The sequence below is a fragment of the Cellulomonas terrae genome (assembly GCF_007990265.1).
GTDB lineage: Bacteria > Actinomycetota > Actinomycetes > Actinomycetales > Cellulomonadaceae > Cellulomonas > Cellulomonas terrae.
Genome location: NZ_BJWH01000014.1, coordinates 1 through 18496, shown reverse-complemented (window position 1 = coordinate 18496; position 18496 = coordinate 1). Strand labels below are relative to the sequence as shown.

Annotated in this window: 13 protein-coding genes; 3 read left to right on the top strand and 10 right to left on the bottom strand. The window is 73.7% G+C overall.

What is annotated here, in order from left to right:
• Positions 1 to 174: 174 nt before the first annotated feature.
• From CTE05_RS13155 to pnuC, 10 genes are all read right to left on the bottom strand, one after another.
• Complete coding sequence (locus CTE05_RS13155; RefSeq protein WP_146846779.1) at positions 175 to 1563, bottom strand: bifunctional folylpolyglutamate synthase/dihydrofolate synthase; 1389 nt, start codon at positions 1561 to 1563, stop codon at positions 175 to 177.
• Positions 1560 to 4793, bottom strand: a complete 3234-nt coding sequence (ileS, locus tag CTE05_RS13150; RefSeq protein WP_146846778.1) for an isoleucine--tRNA ligase — start codon at positions 4791 to 4793, stop codon at positions 1560 to 1562. Before ileS ends, CTE05_RS13155 begins: the two co-directional genes overlap by 4 nt.
• A gap of 243 nt (positions 4794 to 5036) precedes the next feature.
• Positions 5037 to 6776: a glycoside hydrolase family 9 protein gene (locus tag CTE05_RS13145; protein ID WP_146846777.1), complete on the bottom strand. Its 1740-nt coding sequence runs from the start codon at positions 6774 to 6776 to the stop codon at positions 5037 to 5039.
• Positions 6773 to 8227 (bottom strand): AMP-binding protein, encoded by a 1455-nt coding sequence (locus CTE05_RS13140; RefSeq protein ID WP_146846776.1) that lies wholly within the window; start codon positions 8225 to 8227, stop codon positions 6773 to 6775. The genes CTE05_RS13145 and CTE05_RS13140 overlap by 4 nt, the downstream gene beginning before the upstream one ends.
• On the bottom strand, positions 8214 to 8852 hold the full coding sequence (locus tag CTE05_RS13135; protein WP_146846775.1) for a hypothetical protein: 639 nt from the start codon (positions 8850 to 8852) through the stop codon (positions 8214 to 8216). Before CTE05_RS13135 ends, CTE05_RS13140 begins: the two co-directional genes overlap by 14 nt.
• The gene (locus tag CTE05_RS13130) at positions 8833 to 10554 is read right to left on the bottom strand and encodes a hypothetical protein (RefSeq protein WP_146846774.1); all 1722 of its coding nucleotides are present in this window, start codon (positions 10552 to 10554) and stop codon (positions 8833 to 8835) included. The genes CTE05_RS13135 and CTE05_RS13130 overlap by 20 nt, the downstream gene beginning before the upstream one ends.
• Positions 10551 to 11495 carry a hypothetical protein gene (locus CTE05_RS13125; protein WP_186814861.1) on the bottom strand — a complete coding sequence of 315 codons (945 nt, stop codon included), beginning with the start codon at positions 11493 to 11495 and terminating at the stop codon, positions 10551 to 10553. Before CTE05_RS13125 ends, CTE05_RS13130 begins: the two co-directional genes overlap by 4 nt.
• Positions 11492 to 13087, bottom strand: a complete 1596-nt coding sequence (locus CTE05_RS13120) for a MoxR family ATPase (RefSeq protein WP_146846772.1) — start codon at positions 13085 to 13087, stop codon at positions 11492 to 11494. Before CTE05_RS13120 ends, CTE05_RS13125 begins: the two co-directional genes overlap by 4 nt.
• Positions 13084 to 14151 carry an AAA family ATPase gene (locus CTE05_RS13115; protein WP_146846771.1) on the bottom strand — a complete coding sequence of 356 codons (1068 nt, stop codon included), beginning with the start codon at positions 14149 to 14151 and terminating at the stop codon, positions 13084 to 13086. The genes CTE05_RS13120 and CTE05_RS13115 overlap by 4 nt, the downstream gene beginning before the upstream one ends.
• Positions 14148 to 14738 carry a nicotinamide riboside transporter PnuC gene (pnuC, locus tag CTE05_RS13110; RefSeq protein ID WP_146846770.1) on the bottom strand — a complete coding sequence of 197 codons (591 nt, stop codon included), beginning with the start codon at positions 14736 to 14738 and terminating at the stop codon, positions 14148 to 14150. Before pnuC ends, CTE05_RS13115 begins: the two co-directional genes overlap by 4 nt.
• A 38-nt stretch (positions 14739 to 14776) precedes the next feature.
• Here pnuC and CTE05_RS13105 point away from each other — a divergent pair, with 38 nt between their 5' ends.
• The 3 genes from CTE05_RS13105 to CTE05_RS13095 all read left to right on the top strand — a co-directional run bounded on the left by CTE05_RS13105 (position 14777) and on the right by CTE05_RS13095 (position 18448).
• A complete protein-coding gene (locus tag CTE05_RS13105) occupies positions 14777 to 15448 on the top strand; it encodes an HAD hydrolase-like protein (protein ID WP_146846769.1) in 672 nt (223 codons plus the stop codon).
• A 52-nt stretch (positions 15449 to 15500) separates the two neighbouring features.
• The gene (locus CTE05_RS13100) at positions 15501 to 16256 is read left to right on the top strand and encodes a MerR family transcriptional regulator (protein WP_146846768.1); all 756 of its coding nucleotides are present in this window, start codon (positions 15501 to 15503) and stop codon (positions 16254 to 16256) included.
• A 128-nt stretch (positions 16257 to 16384) separates the two neighbouring features.
• Positions 16385 to 18448, top strand: a complete 2064-nt coding sequence (locus CTE05_RS13095) for a PQQ-dependent sugar dehydrogenase (protein WP_146846767.1) — start codon at positions 16385 to 16387, stop codon at positions 18446 to 18448.
• The last annotated feature ends 48 nt before the right edge of the window (positions 18449 to 18496 follow it).

The following is an 18496-nucleotide window of genomic DNA, read 5'->3' as shown; positions in this document are numbered from 1 at the left end:
GCGGCCATCCCTCCTACCGGGCGCCCACGGCGGGGCCCGCACGTCCGTCGCGACCGTCGTCGGCCCGACAGGTCTCACCGTGGTGTCGACGTGGGAGGTCGTCAAGGGGAGGACGTGCGCCGTCGGTGCACGTTCGTGCAGCACTCCCGACGGAGCCGGACGGATGACCAGGAATCAGGGCCGGCCCAGCAGCCGGCGGGCCTCGGCGACCAGCAGGATCGAGCCGGTGACCAGGACGCCGGACCCCCGCTCGACCTCGCTCTCGGCCCGCGCCACAGCGAGGTCGAGGGCGTCGTTCAGCCGCTCGGCCACGTGGACCCGGTCCTCGCCGAAGATGTCGATCGCCACCTCGGCGAGGTCCTCGACGTCGAGCGCCCGGGTGTTCGACGCGCTCGTGATCACCACCTCGGCGAGCAAGGGCTCGAGGAGCGCGAGCATGCCCTCGGGGTCCTTGTCCGCCATCACCCCGACGATGCCGACCAGTCGGTGGAACTCGAACGCCTCCTCGACCGCGTCGACGAGCGCCTCGACGCCCGCGGGGTTGTGCGCGCCGTCGACGATGATCGTCGGGCTGCTGCGCACGACCTCGAGCCGGCCGGGCGAGTCCACGTCGGCGAACGCCGTCTCGACGATGCCGGGGTCCAGCGCCCGGCCGCCCGTGAGGAGCGCCTCGGTGGCGGTCAGGGCGAGCAGGGCGTTGTGCGCCTGGAACTCGCCGTGCAGCGGCAGGAAGATCTCCGTGTAGGTGCCGCCGAGCGTCTGCAGCGTGATGAGCTGACCGCCGACGGCCACCTGCCGCTCGCCGACCTCGATGTCCACGCCCTCGCGCACGACGCGCGCACCCTTCTCGGCCGCCGCGGCGAGCACGACGCCCTCGACGTCCTCCTGCTGGGCGGCCAGGACCAGCGTCGCGCCGTCCTTGACGATCCCCGCCTTGACCGACGCGATGTCGAGCAGGGTGTCGCCCAGGTAGCGCTCGTGGTCCATGGAGATCGGCGTGATGATCGCGACCTCGCCGTCGGCGACGTTGGTCGAGTCCCACAGGCCGCCCATGCCGACCTCGACCACGGCCACGTCGACCGGGGCGTCTGCGAAGGCGGCGAACGCCATCACCGTGAAGACCTCGAAGAACGACAGCTGCGGCTTGCCGTCGGCCGCCGACCGCTGGTCGACCAGGTGCACGTACGGCGCGACGTCCTGCCACACCTCGACGAAGCGCTCGTCGCTGATGGGCTCACCGTCGATGACGATGCGCTCGTTCACGCGCGACAGGTGCGGGCTGGTGAACCGGCCGGTGCGAAGGCCGTGCTCGCGGACCAGCCGCTCGACCATGCGCGACGTCGACGTCTTGCCGTTGGTGCCGGTGACGTGGACGACCCGGTAGGCCTTCTGCGGGTCGCCCAGCAGCTCCATGACGGCCAGCGTCCGGTCGAACGACGGGTCGATCTCGTGCTCGGGGGCGCGCGCGAGGATCCCGCGGTACACCTCGTCCGCGGCCGCCCGGGCCTCCTTCTCGGCCTCGGTGCGCAGGTGCTCGGCCCCTCCGTGCTCGCGTGGGCTCATGCCTCGTACCCTCCGGCGTCGACGGCTTCGACGGTGGCCTGCAGCGCCGGCCCCGTCTCGATCTCGACCGAGAGCGCCAACGTCTCGCGCGCGATCGTGTCACGGTGCTGCTCGACCGCGGCGACGTGCTCCGTCGGGACGTCGAGGGTCAGCAGGATCCGGTCCCCCACCTGCAGGCCGGCCGCCTTGCGGGCGTCCTGGACCACCCGGACGACGTCACGCGCGTAGCCCTCGGCCCGCAGCTCGTCGTCCAGGGTCAGGTCCAGCACGACGAAGCCGCCACCGGCCAGGACCGCCGCGGCACCCCCCTCGCCGCCCACCACCGTCGTCAGCTCGTACTCGGCCGGCTCCAGCGCGACGTCGCCGTCGTCGGTGGTGACCACGACCGCGTCCCCGTCCACGCGCCAGGCCTCGGCGCGCGCCGCCTTGATGACGGCCTGCACACCGCGACCCAGCCGCGGCCCGGCCGCGCGGGCGTTCACCGCGAGGCGCTGCGTGATGCCGAAGCGGTCGGCCGTGCCGGCGTCGGCGGTGACCAGGTCGACGCGCTTGACGTTGAGCTCCGCCGCGAGCAGGTCGCGGTAGGGGGCCAGGGCGTCGGAGTCGTCGACCGCCACCGTGAGCGTGCGCAGCGGCTGCCGGACCCGCACGCCCGCGGCCTTGCGCAGGCCCAGCGCGGTCGACACGACGGACCGGACCTGGTCCATGGCTGCGACGAGGGCCTCGTCGGCGGGTGCGAGGTCCGGCGTCGGCCAGTCGGTCAGGTGCACGCTGCGCCCCCCCGTCAGGCCGCGCCAGACCTCCTCGGTGACCAGCGGTGCCAGCGGCGCCATGACGCGCGTGAGCGTCTCCAGCGACGTCCACAGCGTGTCGAAGGCGTCGGGGTCCTCGGCCCAGAACCGGTCCCGCTGCGTGCGCACGTACCAGTTGGTCAGCACGTCCAGGTGCTCACGGATGCTCTCGCACGCCGCCGAGATGTCGTACGCGTCCAGCTGCTCCGTGCTGCGCTCCACCAGGTCCCGGGTGCGCGCCAGGACGTACCGGTCCATGGGTGCGAGCGTCGCCGCGCGCGCGGGGTCGACGGCCTTCGCCGTGTAGCCGGCGCCGCCGTCGGCCGCGTCCGCGTACAGCGCGAAGAAGTAGTACGTGCTCCACAGCGGCAGCAGCACCTGGCGCACCCCGTCGCGGATGCCGTCCTCGCCCACGATGAGGTTGCCGCCGCGCAGGATCGAGCTCGACATGAGGAACCAGCGCACGGCGTCCGAGCCGTAGACGTCCCACATCTTCGCCGGGTCGGGGAAGTTGCGCAGCGACTTGCTGGCCTTGCGCCCGTCGTCGCCCAGCACGATGCCGTGGCACAGGACGTTGCGGAACGCCGGGCGGTCGAACAGCGCCGTGGCCAGCACGTGCAGCGTGTAGAACCAGCCGCGGGTCTGGCCGATGTACTCGACGATGAAGTCGCCCGGGTAGTGGTGCTCGAACCAGTCGGCGTTCTCGAACGGGTAGTGCACCTGCGCGAACGGCATCGAGCCCGAGTCGAACCACACGTCGAGCACGTCGGGGATCCGGCGCATCGTCGAGGTGCCCGTGGGGTCGTCCGGGTTCGGGCGCGTGAGCTCGTCGATGAACGGCCGGTGCAGGTCCGGCTCGCCCGCCTCGTTCGTCGGCACCCGGCCGAAGTCCGCCTCCAGCTCGGCCAGCGAGCCGTAGACGTCGACGCGTGGGAACGCGGGGTCGTCCGAGACCCACACGGGGATCGGCGTGCCCCAGTAGCGGTTGCGGCTGATCGACCAGTCGCGCGCGTTCGAGAGCCACTTGCCGAACTGGCCGTCCTTGATGTGCTCCGGCGTCCAGCTGATGTCCTGGTTGAGCTCGACCATGCGGTCGCGGAAGCCGCTCACGCGCACGAACCAGCTGGTCACGGCCTTGTAGATCAGCGGGTTCCGGCAGCGCCAGCAGTGCGGGTAGGAGTGCTCGTACGTCTCGTGGCGCACCACGACCGCGCGCTGGTCCGCTGGGACGCGTGCGAGCGGGCCGGTGCCGGCCTTGAGGTCGGCGATGATCGGCTTGTTCGCGTCGAACACGAGCTGACCGACGTAGTCGGGCACCTCGGTGGTGAACTTCCCCTGCGAGTCCACAGGCACCGCGGGCACGATCCGTGCCGCGTCGCACGCGACCATGTCGTCCTCGCCGAACGCGGGCGCGAGGTGCACGATCCCCGAGCCGTCCTCCGTGGTCACGAAGTCGGCGAGCAGCACCTGGTGCGCGTTCTCGCGGCCGGCGAAGTAGTCGAACGGCGGCGTGTAGCGACGGCCCGCCAGGTCCGCACCCTTCACGGTCGCCACGACCGTGGCCTCCCCGAGCTCCTTGGCGTACGCACCCAGGCGGGCGGCCGCGAGGAGCACGCGCTCCCCCGCGAGCGCCGAGTCCGGTCCCGGCTCGACGGTCACGTAGTCCACGTCCGGCCCGACCGCGATCGCGAGGTTGCTCGGCAGCGTCCACGGGGTCGTCGTCCAGATGAGCGCCAGCTCGCCGGTCTCCAACCGCAGGCCCACCGTCAGCGCTGGGTCCTGGCGCGACTGGTAGACGTCGTCGTCCATCCGCAGCTCGTGGTTGGACAGCGGCGTCTCGTCGCGCCAGCAGTACGGCAGCACGCGGTAGCCCTCGTACGCCAGGTCCTGGTCGTAGAGGCGCTTGAACGCCCAGAGGACCGACTCCATGAACGTCACGTCGAGCGTCTTGTAGTCGTGGTCGAAGTCGACCCAGCGGGCCTGGCGCGTCACGTACTCGCGCCACTCGCCCGTGTACCGCAGCACCGACTCGCGGCACGCCCGGTTGAACGCGGCGAGCCCCATCTCCTCGATCTGGGAGGTGTCCGTGATGCCCAGCAGGCGCTGCGCCTCGAGCTCGGCCGGGAGCCCGTGGGTGTCCCAGCCGAACCGGCGCTCGACCCGGCGGCCGCGCATCGTCTGGTAGCGAGGCACGACGTCCTTGGCGTACCCGGTCAGCAGGTGGCCGTAGTGCGGCAGGCCGTTGGCGAACGGAGGTCCGTCGTAGAAGACGTACTCGTTGCTGCCGTGCTCGCCGGCCTCGCGCGCGTCGATCGACGCCTGGAACGTGCCGTCCTCCGCCCAGAACGCGAGGACGTCCTTCTCGAGGGCGGGCAGGTCCGGCGACGCGGGCACGGACGAGTCGGGGCGGTGCAGCGGGTAGCGCGGTGCGGCAGTCACCGTCGGTTCTCCTGGTCGATCTCGCTCACGGCCGCGAGGACGACCACCCCCGGGACGGGGACGACCGCGGTACCACCTCGCTTGCCGGCGTCCCCGGGGGGTCGTCGACCACTCTCTGCGGCTGTGACGGGCCTGCCCGTCCGGTTCTACTGGGGCCGCTCGCGCGGCCTGTTCTTCCGGAGGCTCACCGGTGATGGCCGGGTCGACGCCTGTGCCGCCCAGGATACCCGGACGTCCAGCCCTTTACCCACGCGCCAGGTACGACGCGACCCACGCGAGGGCGGAGTTCCAGTTGATCGTCATCTCGTTCACGCCGTACGCGCCGATGTCGTCGACGAAGCAGCACTGTGCCGGGCTGCCCGCGAGCGCCGCCGAGACGGGGTCCGGGCAGTCGGAGTTCGGACCGCCCGACACCGTGCCGCGGGGCGGGTGCGGGAGGCTCGGGTCGAGCTGGTGGGCGTACCAGCGGCTGTGCTGGTTGCGGACGTCGCGCGTGCCGTACCCGGTGACGTAGGAGACGCCGAGGGCGTTGCGGCCGAACAGGTAGTCGACGCCCCCGAGGACGGCGTCGCGGTACGCCGGGTCGCCCGTGATCTCGTGCGCCGCCGCGAGGAGAGCGAGGTTGTTGAGGACCAGCCCGTTGGAGCCCCAGTCGTACCGTCCTGTCGTCGGGACGTAGGGGTGGCCGAACGGCTGCGTGGCCTGCTGGTCCCGCAGCGCGTCGGCGGCCTCGACGACGGCGGCCCGGACGGTGTCGCGCTCCGGCAGGGCGCTGGGCACCGTCGCCAGCTGGAGGTAGGCCCAGGCCGCGACGTGGTTCCAGTCGAAGCCCTCGGGCCGGAACACGGGCGTGCACGGGTTCGCCCGCAGGTCGTCGGCGTACCGGTCCTCCCCCGTCGTCAGGAACAGCTCGGCGGCCGCCCACAGGCGGTCGTCGTCCAGGTCGGCGTCGTCGTACGGGCCGGACCCGGCGTCCGCGAGGACGTTCGTGTCGGGCGCGAGCAGCACCGGGTGGTCGTGCGCGGCGTCGTAGGCATCGCGCGCGGCGCCGAGCAGCTGCTCCGCGAACGCCGCGTCGTGGGGTGCGAACAGCCGGGCGCCGTGGGCCGCGACGGCCGCCAGGTTGAGCGTGGCCGCCGTCGACGGCCGGTGCAGGTAGCGCGGCTGCGGGTCGTCGGCGGGCAGGGTCGGCAGCGGCACCCACCGCTCGTCGGACACCTTGTGGTGCACCAGCCCTGCGTACGGCTCCCCCGCCGGGACGCGCATGCGGAGCATCCACTCCAGCTCCCACCGCGCCTCGTCCAGCACGTCGGGGACGCCGTTCCCGCGTTCGGGCACGCGCAGCGACCCGTCGCCCAGGGGGTCCGTCGTCCCCGTCCGCAGCGCGCGCTCGTACAGGCCGAGCAGCTGCGCGACGGCGATGCCGCCGTTGACCACGTACTTGCCCTGGTCGCCCGCGTCGTACCAGCCGCCCGTCACGTCGAGGACGTAGCCGGCGGTCCAGCCGTCGTACAGGTCGACCCCGTCCGCGGTCGTCGCGTGGCCTGCCGGGAGGCACGGGACCGCACCGTCGCCACGGTTGGGTGCGACGTCGACGTGACCGGCGGCGCGTCCGTAGCCGGGGCCGAGGAGCGCCTCGTCGATCGTGACGCCGCTGCGCTGGCCGTAGAACACGACGAGGGAGTCGACGCGGAGGCCGTCGTAGAGGTTCTCTGCGACGGCGAACGGGTCGGACGTCGCCCCGTCCGCCTCCAGCACGAACGAGCCGACCTCACGCACCTCGTCGAACCTGACCACGTGCACGTCCAGGCCCGCCGAGGGGTCGTGACCGCGCGGCTGGGACTCGCCCTGCGCCACGGCCACCCCGTCGCGCAGCAGCCGCCACGGCACCGGGGCGGTCGCGTCGGTCACGAGCGTGGCCGCCTTGGGCCCGTCGGGCAGGTAGCCGACCTGGTTGACGCGCACGCGCGGCACCTCTGTCACGAGTCCTCCTGAGCGTCCGAACGGAAGCGGCGTGGCTTGCCCGGGCCGAGCGCCGACGGGTCGGTGACGACCTCGACGCGGACCGGACGGTCGAGCCAGCGAGCGATCGCGTCACCGGCGGCGGCCGGGTCGACGGTCACGCCCACGAGCGGCAGCGCGGTCAGCCGGACCGTGCCGTCGGCGGCCTGGACGAGCTCCCACCCGGCCAGGCCGTACGCCTGGAGGAGCTGGGTCGCGTCGATCGACGAGTGCCACGACCCGTCGGCCGCGAGGAAGCGCACGGGCGCCCGCCCCTGCAGGCCGACGAGCACCGTGCCGCGGTGGTCCCGGACCAGCGCGGCCGTGTCACCGGTGCGGTAGCGCAGCAGCGGCAGGTACGGGTTCTCGTCGACGGTCACCACCACCTCGCCGCGCTCCCCGTCCGGCACCGCACGTCCCGCGTCGTCGAGGATCTCGACCCACACCCGGCGCGGCACGACGACGTGCCCGTCCCCGTCGGCCGACGCCGCGACCGGGCCCGTCTCGCGCAGCCCGTACAGGTCGATCACCGGGCAGCCCCACGCGGCCGCCGCGGCGTCCCGGACAGCCGGCGGCAGGTCCGTCGCCCCGTTGACGACCGCGACCGGGTGGAGGTCCAGCCCGTCGCGGGTCAGGTCCAGCAGCCGCAGCAGCGGGAGCGTCGAACTGCTGATCACCTGCGGGTCGGCCGCGGACAGGAACCGCTCGCGGTCACCGGCGGCCCGCCACACCGACGGGTCCAGGTTGACCCGGGCCATCACCGGGACGGGCGCGTCGGACGGTCGACCGAACGCCGTCATCGCCGACACGTACGTGAACGACGCCCGCTGGTCGACCAGGTTCACCAGGCCGAGCCGGTCCGGGTCCGGCTGCCAGTCGGCGCCCGCCGCGGTCACGAGGTGCTGGAGCAGCACCAGGTCCGCCGCCACCGACACCGGGTGCAGCGGCACGTTCAGCGCGGCGCCGGTGTGACCTGAGCTGCTGCCCTCCAGCACGCGGTCCAGGGGCACGTCGAGCGGCACGTGCGCCGCGGCGTCCGCGAGGTCGGCGCGGGTGGTCGTCGGCAGGTCGTGCAGCGGGGTCGTCGGGCCGCTGCGCCCCTCGCGCGCGGCTCGTCGCCAGCGCGGCACGGTGTCGTGGACGCGGGCGACGAGCTCGGCGACCCAGGCCGGCTCCGCCGGACCTCCCGCCGGCCGCACGCGCACCTGCTCGAGGGCGGCGAGGTCGGAGGCATCGAGGCGGTCCCCCGTCGCGTGCACCCAGACCGGCGCGTCGGGACGTCCACGCCACGCGTCGACCCGTGCCAGCCCGTCGGCGTCCAGCGTCGGCCAGCGCTCCGCGTCCGTCAGCGCGACCGCGCCCATCGCGGTGTACTCGCCGAGCGCCGGGTCCGGGACGTCCGGGACCGGCGTCGTCTCGTCAGTAGTTCGCATACTGCGCCGCCGCCTCCTTCGCCCGCTGCTCGGCGAGCGCCCGAGCGAGCTCCTCCGCGCGCGCGACCTCGACGGCCATCGACTGCGCGACCTTGCGCTGGTACGCCGAGCTGACCGCGAGCCAGCGGTCGTCGGACGTCTCGGCGCGCTCGCCCGCGGGCAGCACCCCGCCGAGCCGGCAGAACGCCCGGGCGAGCTCCTCGCGGGCCACGTCGTCCTGCACCCACTCCCGGTCGGGGCGCTGCCCGGCGAGCACGCGCTGCACGCCCTCGACGATGCGCACGAACCATGCCGTCCGCCCGCCGGCCGCCGCCGCGCGCACGCCGGGCGCCCCGAGCACTGCCGGGTCGAGCACCAGCCAGCAGACCAGTCCGACGAGCGGCGCCCGGTGCAGCCCCTGATCGGCCGGACCCGTCAGGTCCGCGTCGAGCGCGCGCAGCACGCGCCGGTCCAGGACGGTCCCGTCGAGGGACACGGCGACGTCCGCGACCAGCGCGGACACGCTCACGGACGGCTCGAACAGATCGGGCGGGGCGAGCGCCAGGCGGTGCACGAGGGTGGCCAGCGCGGGCCCGTCGGGCTCACCGCCGCGGACCCGCTCCAGGTCATCGGGTCGACGCTCCACGGTCACCTCCCCACGTGTTCGCGGCCATGCGGCGCACGAACGTCATCAGGTCGTCCTCGGTCACCACGCTGTGCACGGCGTAGCCGTCGGCCATGGCCTCGAAGAGCAGGGCCGACTCGGGGGTGACCTGCAGCGCGAGCGTGCCGCCCCCGTCCGCCGCGCGCAGGGCCTCGCCTGCCGTCGGGTCTACGGGCTCGCCGTACTGCCGGAACATCGTCGAGACCCCGTCGTCCGAGATGACGGCGATGTGGGTCGGGCCGCGCCGCGTGGGCTCAGCACCCGTCGCGGGGTCTCCGAGGTGGGTCCGGCGCAGCAGGTCGAGCGGGAAGGCCGTGGACCCGCCGAAGTACGCCACGACGGCCCTCAGCACCGCGTCCGCGTCGCGCGTGAAGCCGTCCGTCCCCGCCACCTGGTCGGGACCGCTCCACGTCGTGGCCTGCACCCGTGCGCCCGCACGCAGCGCCGAGAGGGCGAGGATCGCGCCGGCCAGCGCGATGGGCGCGCGCGTCCTGCGGGGGTCGGGCATGGACCCCGACGAGTCGAGGTACAGGTCGAGGTCGACCGGACGGACCTCGACGGCCTCCTCGGGGTCGTCCAGGTACGCCCGGCGCACGGTCGTCATCCCGGGCACCACGACCGGGGACGCCGTCATCGTGCCGGTCCAGTCGACGGTCGACAGGTCGTCGCCGACCTCCCACGGCTCGAGCCCGGCGAGCAGCTCGTCGGACCGCCGGGGCCGGGGTCGGCTCGGGAACGGCACCAGGTGGCGGGCCGCGTGCTCCCGGTACCAGGCGACGGCGACCTGCTCCGCGGTCGTCGCGAAGCCGAGCGACCGGAGCACGGTGTGCAGCGCCCCCGGCATCAGGGCGTTCCCGGTGGCCGCCCCCGGGGTCTCGTCGGGGGCGGTCTCCTCGACGAGAGCGGCACCGACGACCCGCGGGTCCCGCGACGGGTGGATCCCGGGCGCCCCGAGCGTCGGGTCGGTCGCGACGCCGTACGGCACGGAGCCGTCGCCGCCCGCGGCGCCACCGCACGCGACGACGCTCCTCGGCCGCTGGGCAGCCCGCAGCTCCTCGACCGGGATCGTCGACCGCACGAGCAGCGCGAAGCCCGCGGCGCCACCGACCGGGTCGCGGGTGTAGGCCCGCACGAGCCGCGAGCAGAGCATCGCCTGGTCGTCGGGGGTGACGTTGTCGCCGACGAGGGTGCCGCGCGCCAGGCCCCAGAGGATCTCGTTCGTGCGCAGGACCAGGAGCATGAGGGTGTCGTCCGGGTCGGGCGGACCGACCGCCGCGGACAGCGCCGCGCGGTCCACCCCGAGCTGTCGCTGCAGCCGGTCGTTGATCAGCAGGTCGCACCACAGGTTGGAGACGAGCCCGACCAGGTGGTCGAGGTCGACGAGCCCGATCTGGACGCGCGCGGCGATGCGCACGTGCGACGCCAGGTCCACCGGCGCCAGCAGGTGGTGGCCGATCTCGTGGGCGAGGACCGCGAGCGCGTGGTCCTCCACGTGCCGTTCCTGCACCACGGTCAGGTCGACGTGCACCTCGACGTCGTCGAGGGAGTACCACGCCCACGACGGCATGCCGCACGGTTCGGTGTGCAGCACCGGTGCGTGCAGCCGCGACGTGCGGCCCCAGGTGGCGAGCGCGGCGGGCCACGTCTCGCGCCAGCGCTCCTGCAGCTCTGCGAGGGACGTCACGACGCGAGCCGCACGACGTCGACCGAGTACGAGTGCCGCCGGCTGACCAGGACGACCCGGGGGTCGTCGTCGACCGTGGACCACCCCGTGACCTCGTCGTCCCACGGGACGGGCAGGTGCGGCGCAGGCGCGCGCTGGGGCACGTCCGTGGAGTCCAGTCGCACGACGGCGCTGCCGTGGACGTCGGCGAGCACGGCCCAGCACTCGTCGTCGGTCCGGACGTGGCAGCCCCAGGGTGCCCCCGACGAGACGCGCGGCACCGCCAGCCACGGGCCACCGAAGCCCCGGAAGCCGCCGACCCGACGCAGCACACCCGTCGCCTGCGACTGCCCGGGCCACCACCACCGGTCGACCGCGTGCGCGTCGAGCACAGGTCTCGCCTCGGTGCCCGGAGGCAGCCCGAGAGCCGCGACCGCCAGAGGTGCGGGGAGCCCGGCAGCGGCCGCGAGCGCGGCGGAGCGGAAGCGGACGGCCCCGGCGCGCCAGGTCGCGACGAGGACCGTCGCCCGCAGCTCGTCGGCGTCCCGCGAGGCCGGTGCTGCGGCGAGCAGGTCGGCGAGGAGCGCGCGGTCGGCGCTGCGCTCGACGGTGCGCGCGGACGCCACGAGCAGCGGCACGACCACGTCGGGTCTCGCCCGCACGAGCGTGCCCGTCCGGGGCACGACCTCCAGGACGGCCGCACGCTCCGCGGTGCCGGCCCGCCAGCGGCCGCGTGCGGCGAGGTCCGTCGCGGCCGTCAGCAGCGCGCGCCCGACCAGCGGGTCGAGGTCGCCGTCGCCGGCCAGCCCGTCGCCGACTGCAGCGACGTCCACGACGGAGGCGCCCACGACCTCCGGGTCGCCGCAGCGCGCGACGGCTGCGCCCAGGGCGTCGTCGACGAAGGCGCGGTCCAGCGCCACGAAGCGGCCGAACGCGGTCGCCCGGTCGAGCACCGCTGTCACGCGCCGCTCCAGCGCAGCCACGCGAGGTAGCCGGAGTAGCGCTGGTGGGCGTACTTCAGGGCGAGCGCGTCCTCGTAGAGGCTGCCGTGCAGCTTGGTGGTGTCCTGCCACCCGGCGAGGATCCCCTCGATGTGGGCGAGGCGGCGGCGCACCTCGGCCTCGGGCAGGCCGTCGAGGCCGGCGTGGAGCTCGTCGAGGACCGCGCCGACGGGGTCGTCGGTGTCGAGGCCCTCGGCGTCGTAGAGCACGCACGCGCTGTCGAAGAGGTCCCGCAGCCAGGAGACCCGGTCGATCCGCAGGGCCTCGCGGGCCGGGTCCTCGAACGACGGGGACGCCAGGTCGGGCTGCAGCTTGTCGTGCAGGACGAACGGCAGGACGGCACGCAGGTCGTCGAGCCCGACCTCGGGCTGCCCGCGGAAGTACGCCATCGCCTTGGCGTAGAGCACGAGGGACTGCAGGGCACGCACGGACAGCCCGTTGAGCGTCTGCGCGCCGATGTCCGCACGGAGGTCACGGCCGGTGTCCTGCGCGAGGACCCGGTGCGGGTCCTCCCCTGCCAGCCGCACGGTGTCCTTGGTGCGGTACTCGAGCTGCACGGCACCCTTCTCCGCGAGCTCGAGCTGCGCGGCGAAGTACTCGAGCCGCCGCCGCACGTGCTGCGGCACGGGGACGGCGACGACCTCGCGGTGCAGCCGGTCGTGCTCGTCGGCGTCGAAGACGACCGCCGGCGGGACGTGCTCCTCGGGTCGCAGCCGGCGCTCGGCGCGGTCGACGAGGTCCCCGACGAAGCGCGAGTTGAACGACAGCGCCTTCACGACGACGTCGATGCGGTCGCGCAGCGCGTCGACGACCTGGAACGTCCCGCCACCGGCGTCGTCGTTCGCGGTGAGGTACCAGGCCGCGGCACCGGTCTCGTAGACCTGGTCGAAGACCTCGACGTAGCCGTCCGCGAGCACGGTGAGCAGCGCGGACTGCGTGCGCGTCGGGATGCGGTTGTACTCGTCGACGATCTTCACGCGCCGCCCCAGCCACGACCGCCAGGCGACGTCGATGTCCGCGAGGCTCTTCGCGGCGACCAGGTCGCTCGGCAGGGGCGTGCCGAACATGTCCTGGACGGTGAGCTGCGGGTGGCCGTGCTGCATGGCCCGGCGGACCTCGCGCACCGGGTAGCCCGCGAGGACCCCCATGAGCACGGCGCTCGCCGTCTTGCCGCGGCCCGGTCCGCCGACGAGCAGGCAGCGGCCGCGCACGGCGAACGTGAGCAGCGGGAGCAGGACGAAGGAGGAGTACGACTGGTCGGTGGGCAGGTCCACCTCGGCCTTGGAGTCACCGAGGCGGAAGCGCGTGCGCGGGCGGTCCGGGTCGTGGAACTCGACGTCGTAGTGGGGGCTGATGATCCCGTGGTTGACCATCCAGAAGTAGGCCTGGCGCAGCTTCTCGTCGAGCGCAGGGCCGACGGCACCAGTGTGCGCGTCGGCACCCGAGAAGAGCTGGTCGACGTCGAGGTCCAGGCGGGCGCGCGGCGCTCCCGTGCCCGCGCGCGTCGGGGCGGCGGAGACCTGCGAGAACGTCTCGGCGGGGTGCGTCGTCACGCGCCCGAGTGTGGCAGAGACAGTGCGGCGACCAGGTCGGGGACCACCTCGTGGCGCTGCTCCATCGGCTCGGCCACCCACCGTGGCCGGTCCCGCAGCGGCTCGACCAGGGCCAGTGCCTGCGCGAGCCGCTCGCGGGGCGTGCCCCGCACCTCGACCCACGGGGCGCCCTGGGCGGCGAGCACCTCCCGGAAGCGGTCCTGCATCGCGTGCCGCAGGTGCTCACCGTCGCGCAGCCCGTCCTGCACGAACGGGATCTCGTCGCCGGTCAGGAGGTAGAGGTCGGGCACGCGGTCCGCGGCGAGAGCCTCGACCGACGGCGACGGTCCGCCGACGTAGCGCTCGTGCCAGACCGCGGTCGCGAGCACGTCGGTGTCGCAGACGAGCAGCGGGACCGGGGTGCGGGCGGCGGCGTCGTCCTCGAGGCGCGCCTGCTCGCGGGCGATGAGGTCGAACTCCGCGGGGTGCCACGGCGCCTCGAAGCCGCCGGGCCGGACCTGCGACCACTCCCGCCCGAACTCCGGGACCGTCGGCAGCCCGAGGTGCGCGGTGAGGCCCTCGGCGAGCGTCGTCGTGCCGGTCGACTCGGCCCCGATCACGACGACCCGTCGCACGAACCACGCGCGGACAGCCGCAGGCAGCGCCCACCAGTACGCGGCCGGGTCGGCGCGGACGGCCCGGGCGCTGACCGGCGTGCCGGACCGGGTGGGGTCGATCTGCACCCAGCGCGCGCCGAGCCGGCGGGCGAGCTCCTCGCCGTAGTCGTCGGAGCTGAACAGGGCGTCGACGGGGGCGTCCAGCACGTCCTCGATGATCGCGGTGTGCGCCCGCCAGGCGGTCTCGCTGGCGTAGTCGACGGGCTCGTCGTCGAGGCCGGCGACGACGTGCGCGCCGGGCAGCTCGTCGCGCAGCCAGCCCGCCCGGACCTCGGCCGGGATGCTCTCCTGCGACGACCCGAGGACCAGGACGGTGACGCGGTCGCAGCGGGCGAGCGCGGACCGGACGAGCGCGAGGTGACCCGCGTGGGGCGGGTAGAACTTCCCGATGACGAGGCCGTGGCTCATGCCGGGACCGCCACGGGCGCGGGCTCGGAAGCGGTCGCCAGCGCCCGCCGCCAGTCGCGCCATCCCAGCACGCAGAGCCCGATGAAGCCCGCGTACAGGACCGCGGTGAGGTGCAGCCCCTGGCTGGCGTAGAGGCCGACGAGGACGATGTCGGTGCCGATCCACACGGCCCAGCTCTCGAGCCACTTGCGGCCCAGCATGACCTGCGCGACGAGGCTCGAGGACGTCGTCAGCGCGTCCCAGAACGGCGCCGCGGACCCCGCCGTGGTGGACAGCAGCGCGGTCAGCCCGACGGTGGCCGCGGCGAGCACGGCCGCACCGGCCGGCCAGACCCACCGGGGTGTCCGGGTGACCGCGAGCGCTCGACGGTCCGGCCCGCCGCGCACCCACCACACCCACCCGAGCACGGCGAGGGCGGCGAAGACCACCTGCAGCCCGGCGTTCGCGTAGAGGCCGGCGTCCGTGAACAACCAGAGGAACAGCAGGTTGTTCGCGATGCCGACGGGGAAGTTCCACACGTTCTGCCGGGTCGCGAGCCAGACGCACACCGCACCGCTGACGAACCCGAGGACCTCGACCCAGCTCACGAGCGGACACCCTACGGCGGTGAGAGAGGATCGGTGGTGTGACCTCACCCCTCGTCCTTGTCGACCTCGACGGCACGCTCATCGACTCCATCTCCGGCATCACGGCCTCGATCGCGGTCGCGTTCCGCCGGTGCGGCCTGCCCGTCCCGACCCCCACGGAGCTGCGCACGTTCATCGGCCCCCCGATCTACGACGGCCTCCGCGCGCACGGCGTCCCCGAGGACCGGCTCGACGAGGTCGTCCGCGCGTACCGCGAGGACTTCGGGGCGACGGGGATGCACGACGCGACGGTGTTCGACGGCATCCCCGAGCTGCTCGCCGACCTGCGGTCCGCGGGCTGCCGGCTGGTCGTGGCGACGTCCAAGCCGGAGGTGTTCGCGGTGCCGATCTGCGCGGACCTCGGCCTCACCCCGCACCTCGACGGCGTCTTCGGTGCCCCGCTCGACGAGTCGGGAACGAAGGCGGACGTCATCGCCCGGGCGCTGGCGGCGGAGCCGGGCCCGGTGTCGGCCGCTCTCATGGTCGGGGACCGCGAGCACGACGTGCACGGCGCGCGCGAGAACGGCATCGACTGCGTGGGCGTGACCTGGGGCTACGCAGCACCCGGCGAGCTCACGACCGCCGGTGCGGCGGTCATCGTCGACACCGTCGAGGACCTGCGGCGCACGGTCCTGGCACGCCTCGACGGAGTGCTGGTGCCCCGGGCTTGACCTTGACGCTGCGTCAACTCCTACCGTGGATCAGGAACGAGAGGAGGGGCGCATGGAGGCCTCGATCCAGGAGGTGGCCCGGCTGACGGGCACCACCAGCCGCACGCTGCGGCACTACGACGCGATCGGGCTGCTCGAGCCCAGCCGCGTCGGCGACAACGGGTACCGCTGGTACGACGACCGCGCGCTGGTGCGGTTGCAGCGGATCCTGCTGCTGCGCGGGCTCGGGCTCGGGCTGCCGGACATCCGGCGGGTGCTGGAGCGCGAGCAGGACGAGACCGCCGCCCTGCGCCACCACCTCGACTGGCTGCGCAGCGAGCAGCGACGACTGGAGCGGCAGGCCGCCTCGGTCGAACGGACGATCACCGCACGGGAGAACGGAGGGCCGGTCGTGGCCGAGGACATGTTCGACGGTTTTGACCACACGCAGTACAAGGACGAGGTCGAGGAGCGCTGGGGCAAGGACGCGTACGCGTCGTCCGACGCCTGGTGGCGAGGGATGAGCGACGACGAGCGCGAGGCGTGGAAGGCGACGACCGCGCGGCTCGCCACCGAGTGGGGCGAGGCGGCCGCGGCCGGGACCGACCCCCTGTCCGACGAGGCGCAACACCTGGCGCGACGGCACGTCGCGTGGCTCGGCGGCATCCCCGGCACCCCGGGGTACGGCACGCCGCCGGTGAAGGAGTACGTGCTCGGGCTCGCCGACCTGTACGTCGCCGACGAGCGGTTCGCCGCGAGCTACGGCGGCGTCGCCGGCGCGACGTTCGTGCGCGACGCGCTGCACGAGTACGCAGCGCGTCACCTGTAGGACGTCCACGTGGGGAGGCCTTCTCGGCCTCCCCACGTGCGTGTTGTCGTCGGGTGCGACAGAGTGACACCCGGCGATGACTGGACCGTCGCCCAGGACCCTCCCCGACGGCGCGGCAGGAGCAGACCATGCGACGACACCTTCTCCGGATTCCCGCGGCGGTCGTCGCCGCGCTCGCGCTCGTCGTGACCCTCGCAGGGCCGGCCCCGGCCGCAGTCGTCGCAGGGCCGGCCACCATCACCGGCGTGGGCTCGGGCAGGTGCCTCGACGTCAACGGTGGGGCGCAGACCGCGCGGACGGGCGTCGCGATCCGCGACTGCACCGGCGCCGCCAACCAGGCGTGGACGCTCACGACGAACGGCGAGCTGCAGGTCTACAACGCGACGACCTGCCTCGACGTCGCCGGCCAGGACACCACCGCCCCCGCGGCCGTCCAGATCTACCCGTGCAACGGCGGGACGAACCAGAAGTGGCGGCTGCAGACCAACGGCACGATCGTCGGCGTGCAGTCCGGGTTGTGCCTCGACGTCACCGGCCGCGGCACCGCCAACGGGACCACGGTCGGGATGTGGACCTGCAACGGGCAGACGAACCAGAGCTGGACCACGACGCTGCGCACCGGTGACACGACCGCACCGACCGTGCCCGGCAACCCCCGGGTCAGCAACCTGACCTGCAGCACCGTGACCTTCGCGTGGAACGCCTCCAGCGACGCGGTCGGCGTGGCGTTCTACGACGTCTACCACGACGGCCAGCTCATGCGGTCGGTCAGCGGCAGCACCCTGTCGACCAGCCTGCCCGTCGCCGCCGGTGCGGTGTGGGGCCTGTACGTGAACGCCCGCGACGCGGCGGGCAACGTCTCACAGGCCAGCTCGACCGTGACGATCACGGTCCCGCAGTGCCAGGCCGACACCCAGGCACCCAGCGCTCCCGGGCAGCCGACGGCCACCGTGTCCGGCACCACCGTGACGCTCGGCTGGGCGGCGGCGACCGACGACGTCGGGGTGCGGACCTACGAGGTGCGGCGCGGCGGGACCGCCGTGGGCACCGTCACCGGGAACCCGCCCGCCACCACGTTCACCGACAGCGGCCTGGCGGCGAACACCGCCTACTCCTACGCGATCGTCGCGAAGGACGCCCAGGGCAACACCTCGGCCGCGAGCGCGTCGAGGACCGTGACCACCGGCGCGGCGTGCGCGTCGGCGGTGTGCGGCGTGCAGCAGGTCGGGACCGAGACCGACATCCCGTGGGGCCTGGACACGCTGCCCGACGGCTCGGTCCTCTACACCCGCCGCGACGCGCACCAGGTCGTGCGGCTCGACCCGGCCACCGGCGCGAAGACGACGGTCGGCACCGTGCCCAACGTGCAGAGCACCGACGGCGAGGGCGGGCTGCTCGGCCTCGCGCTCTCCCCCACGTTCGCGACCGACCAGTGGGTCTACCTGATGCACACCTCGCCCACCGACAACCGGATCGTGCGGATCAGGCTGGTGAACGACGCGCTCGTGACCAGCAGCGCGCAGGTGCTGCTCACCGGGATCCCGCGCAACAAGTACCACGACGGCGGCCGCCTGCGCTTCGGCCCGGACGGGAAGCTCTACGCAGCCACCGGCGACGCGCAGAACGGCGACTACGCGCAGAACACGTCGAACCTGGCCGGAAAGATCCTGCGCCTCAACCCGGACGGGACGGTGCCGTCCGACAACCCGTTCGGCAACTACGTGTGGAGCTACGGGCACCGCAACCCGCAGGGCATCGCGTTCGACTCGCAGGGCCGGCTGTGGGAGCAGGAGTTCGGCAACTCGGTGATGGACGAGACCAACCTCATCGTCCGGGGCGGCAACTACGGCTGGCCCGCCTGCGAGGGGACCGTCGGAACCTGCGGCACCGCGGGGTACATCGCCCCCAAGCGGACCTACCCGACGTCCGAAGGCTCGTGCTCCGGCATCGCGATCGTGCGCGACGCGCTCTACGTCGCCTGCGCCCGCGGGGCGCGGATGTACCGCGCGGTCATCAGCGGGTCCTCCCTGACGAACGTGCAGACCTTCTTCAGCGGGACGTACGGCCGGCTGCGCACCGTCGAGCCGGCACCCGGCGGCGGGCTGTGGCTGACCACGACGACGACCGGGGACAAGGACAGCGTGCCGAACAACAGCAACGAGCGGATCCTGCGGGTGACGTTGGGCGGCTGATCGACCTGCCCGGTTCGGCGGGCGTCGCGCCCTGGTGCCCGGGACGCG

Bases quoted from the DNA above. Each gene is read 5' to 3' on its own strand.
- CTE05_RS13155 (WP_146846779.1), bottom strand. From the start codon at position 1,563: ATGAGCCCACGCGAGCACGGAGGGGCCGAGCACCTGCGCACCGAGGCC.
- CTE05_RS13140 (WP_146846776.1), bottom strand. From the start codon at position 8,227: ATGCGAACTACTGACGAGACGACGCCGGTCCCGGACGTCCCGGACCCG.
- CTE05_RS13115 (WP_146846771.1), bottom strand. From the start codon at position 14,151: ATGAGCCACGGCCTCGTCATCGGGAAGTTCTACCCGCCCCACGCGGGT.
- CTE05_RS13100 (WP_146846768.1), top strand. From the start codon at position 15,501: ATGGAGGCCTCGATCCAGGAGGTGGCCCGGCTGACGGGCACCACCAGC.
- CTE05_RS13095 (WP_146846767.1), top strand. From the start codon at position 16,385: ATGCGACGACACCTTCTCCGGATTCCCGCGGCGGTCGTCGCCGCGCTC.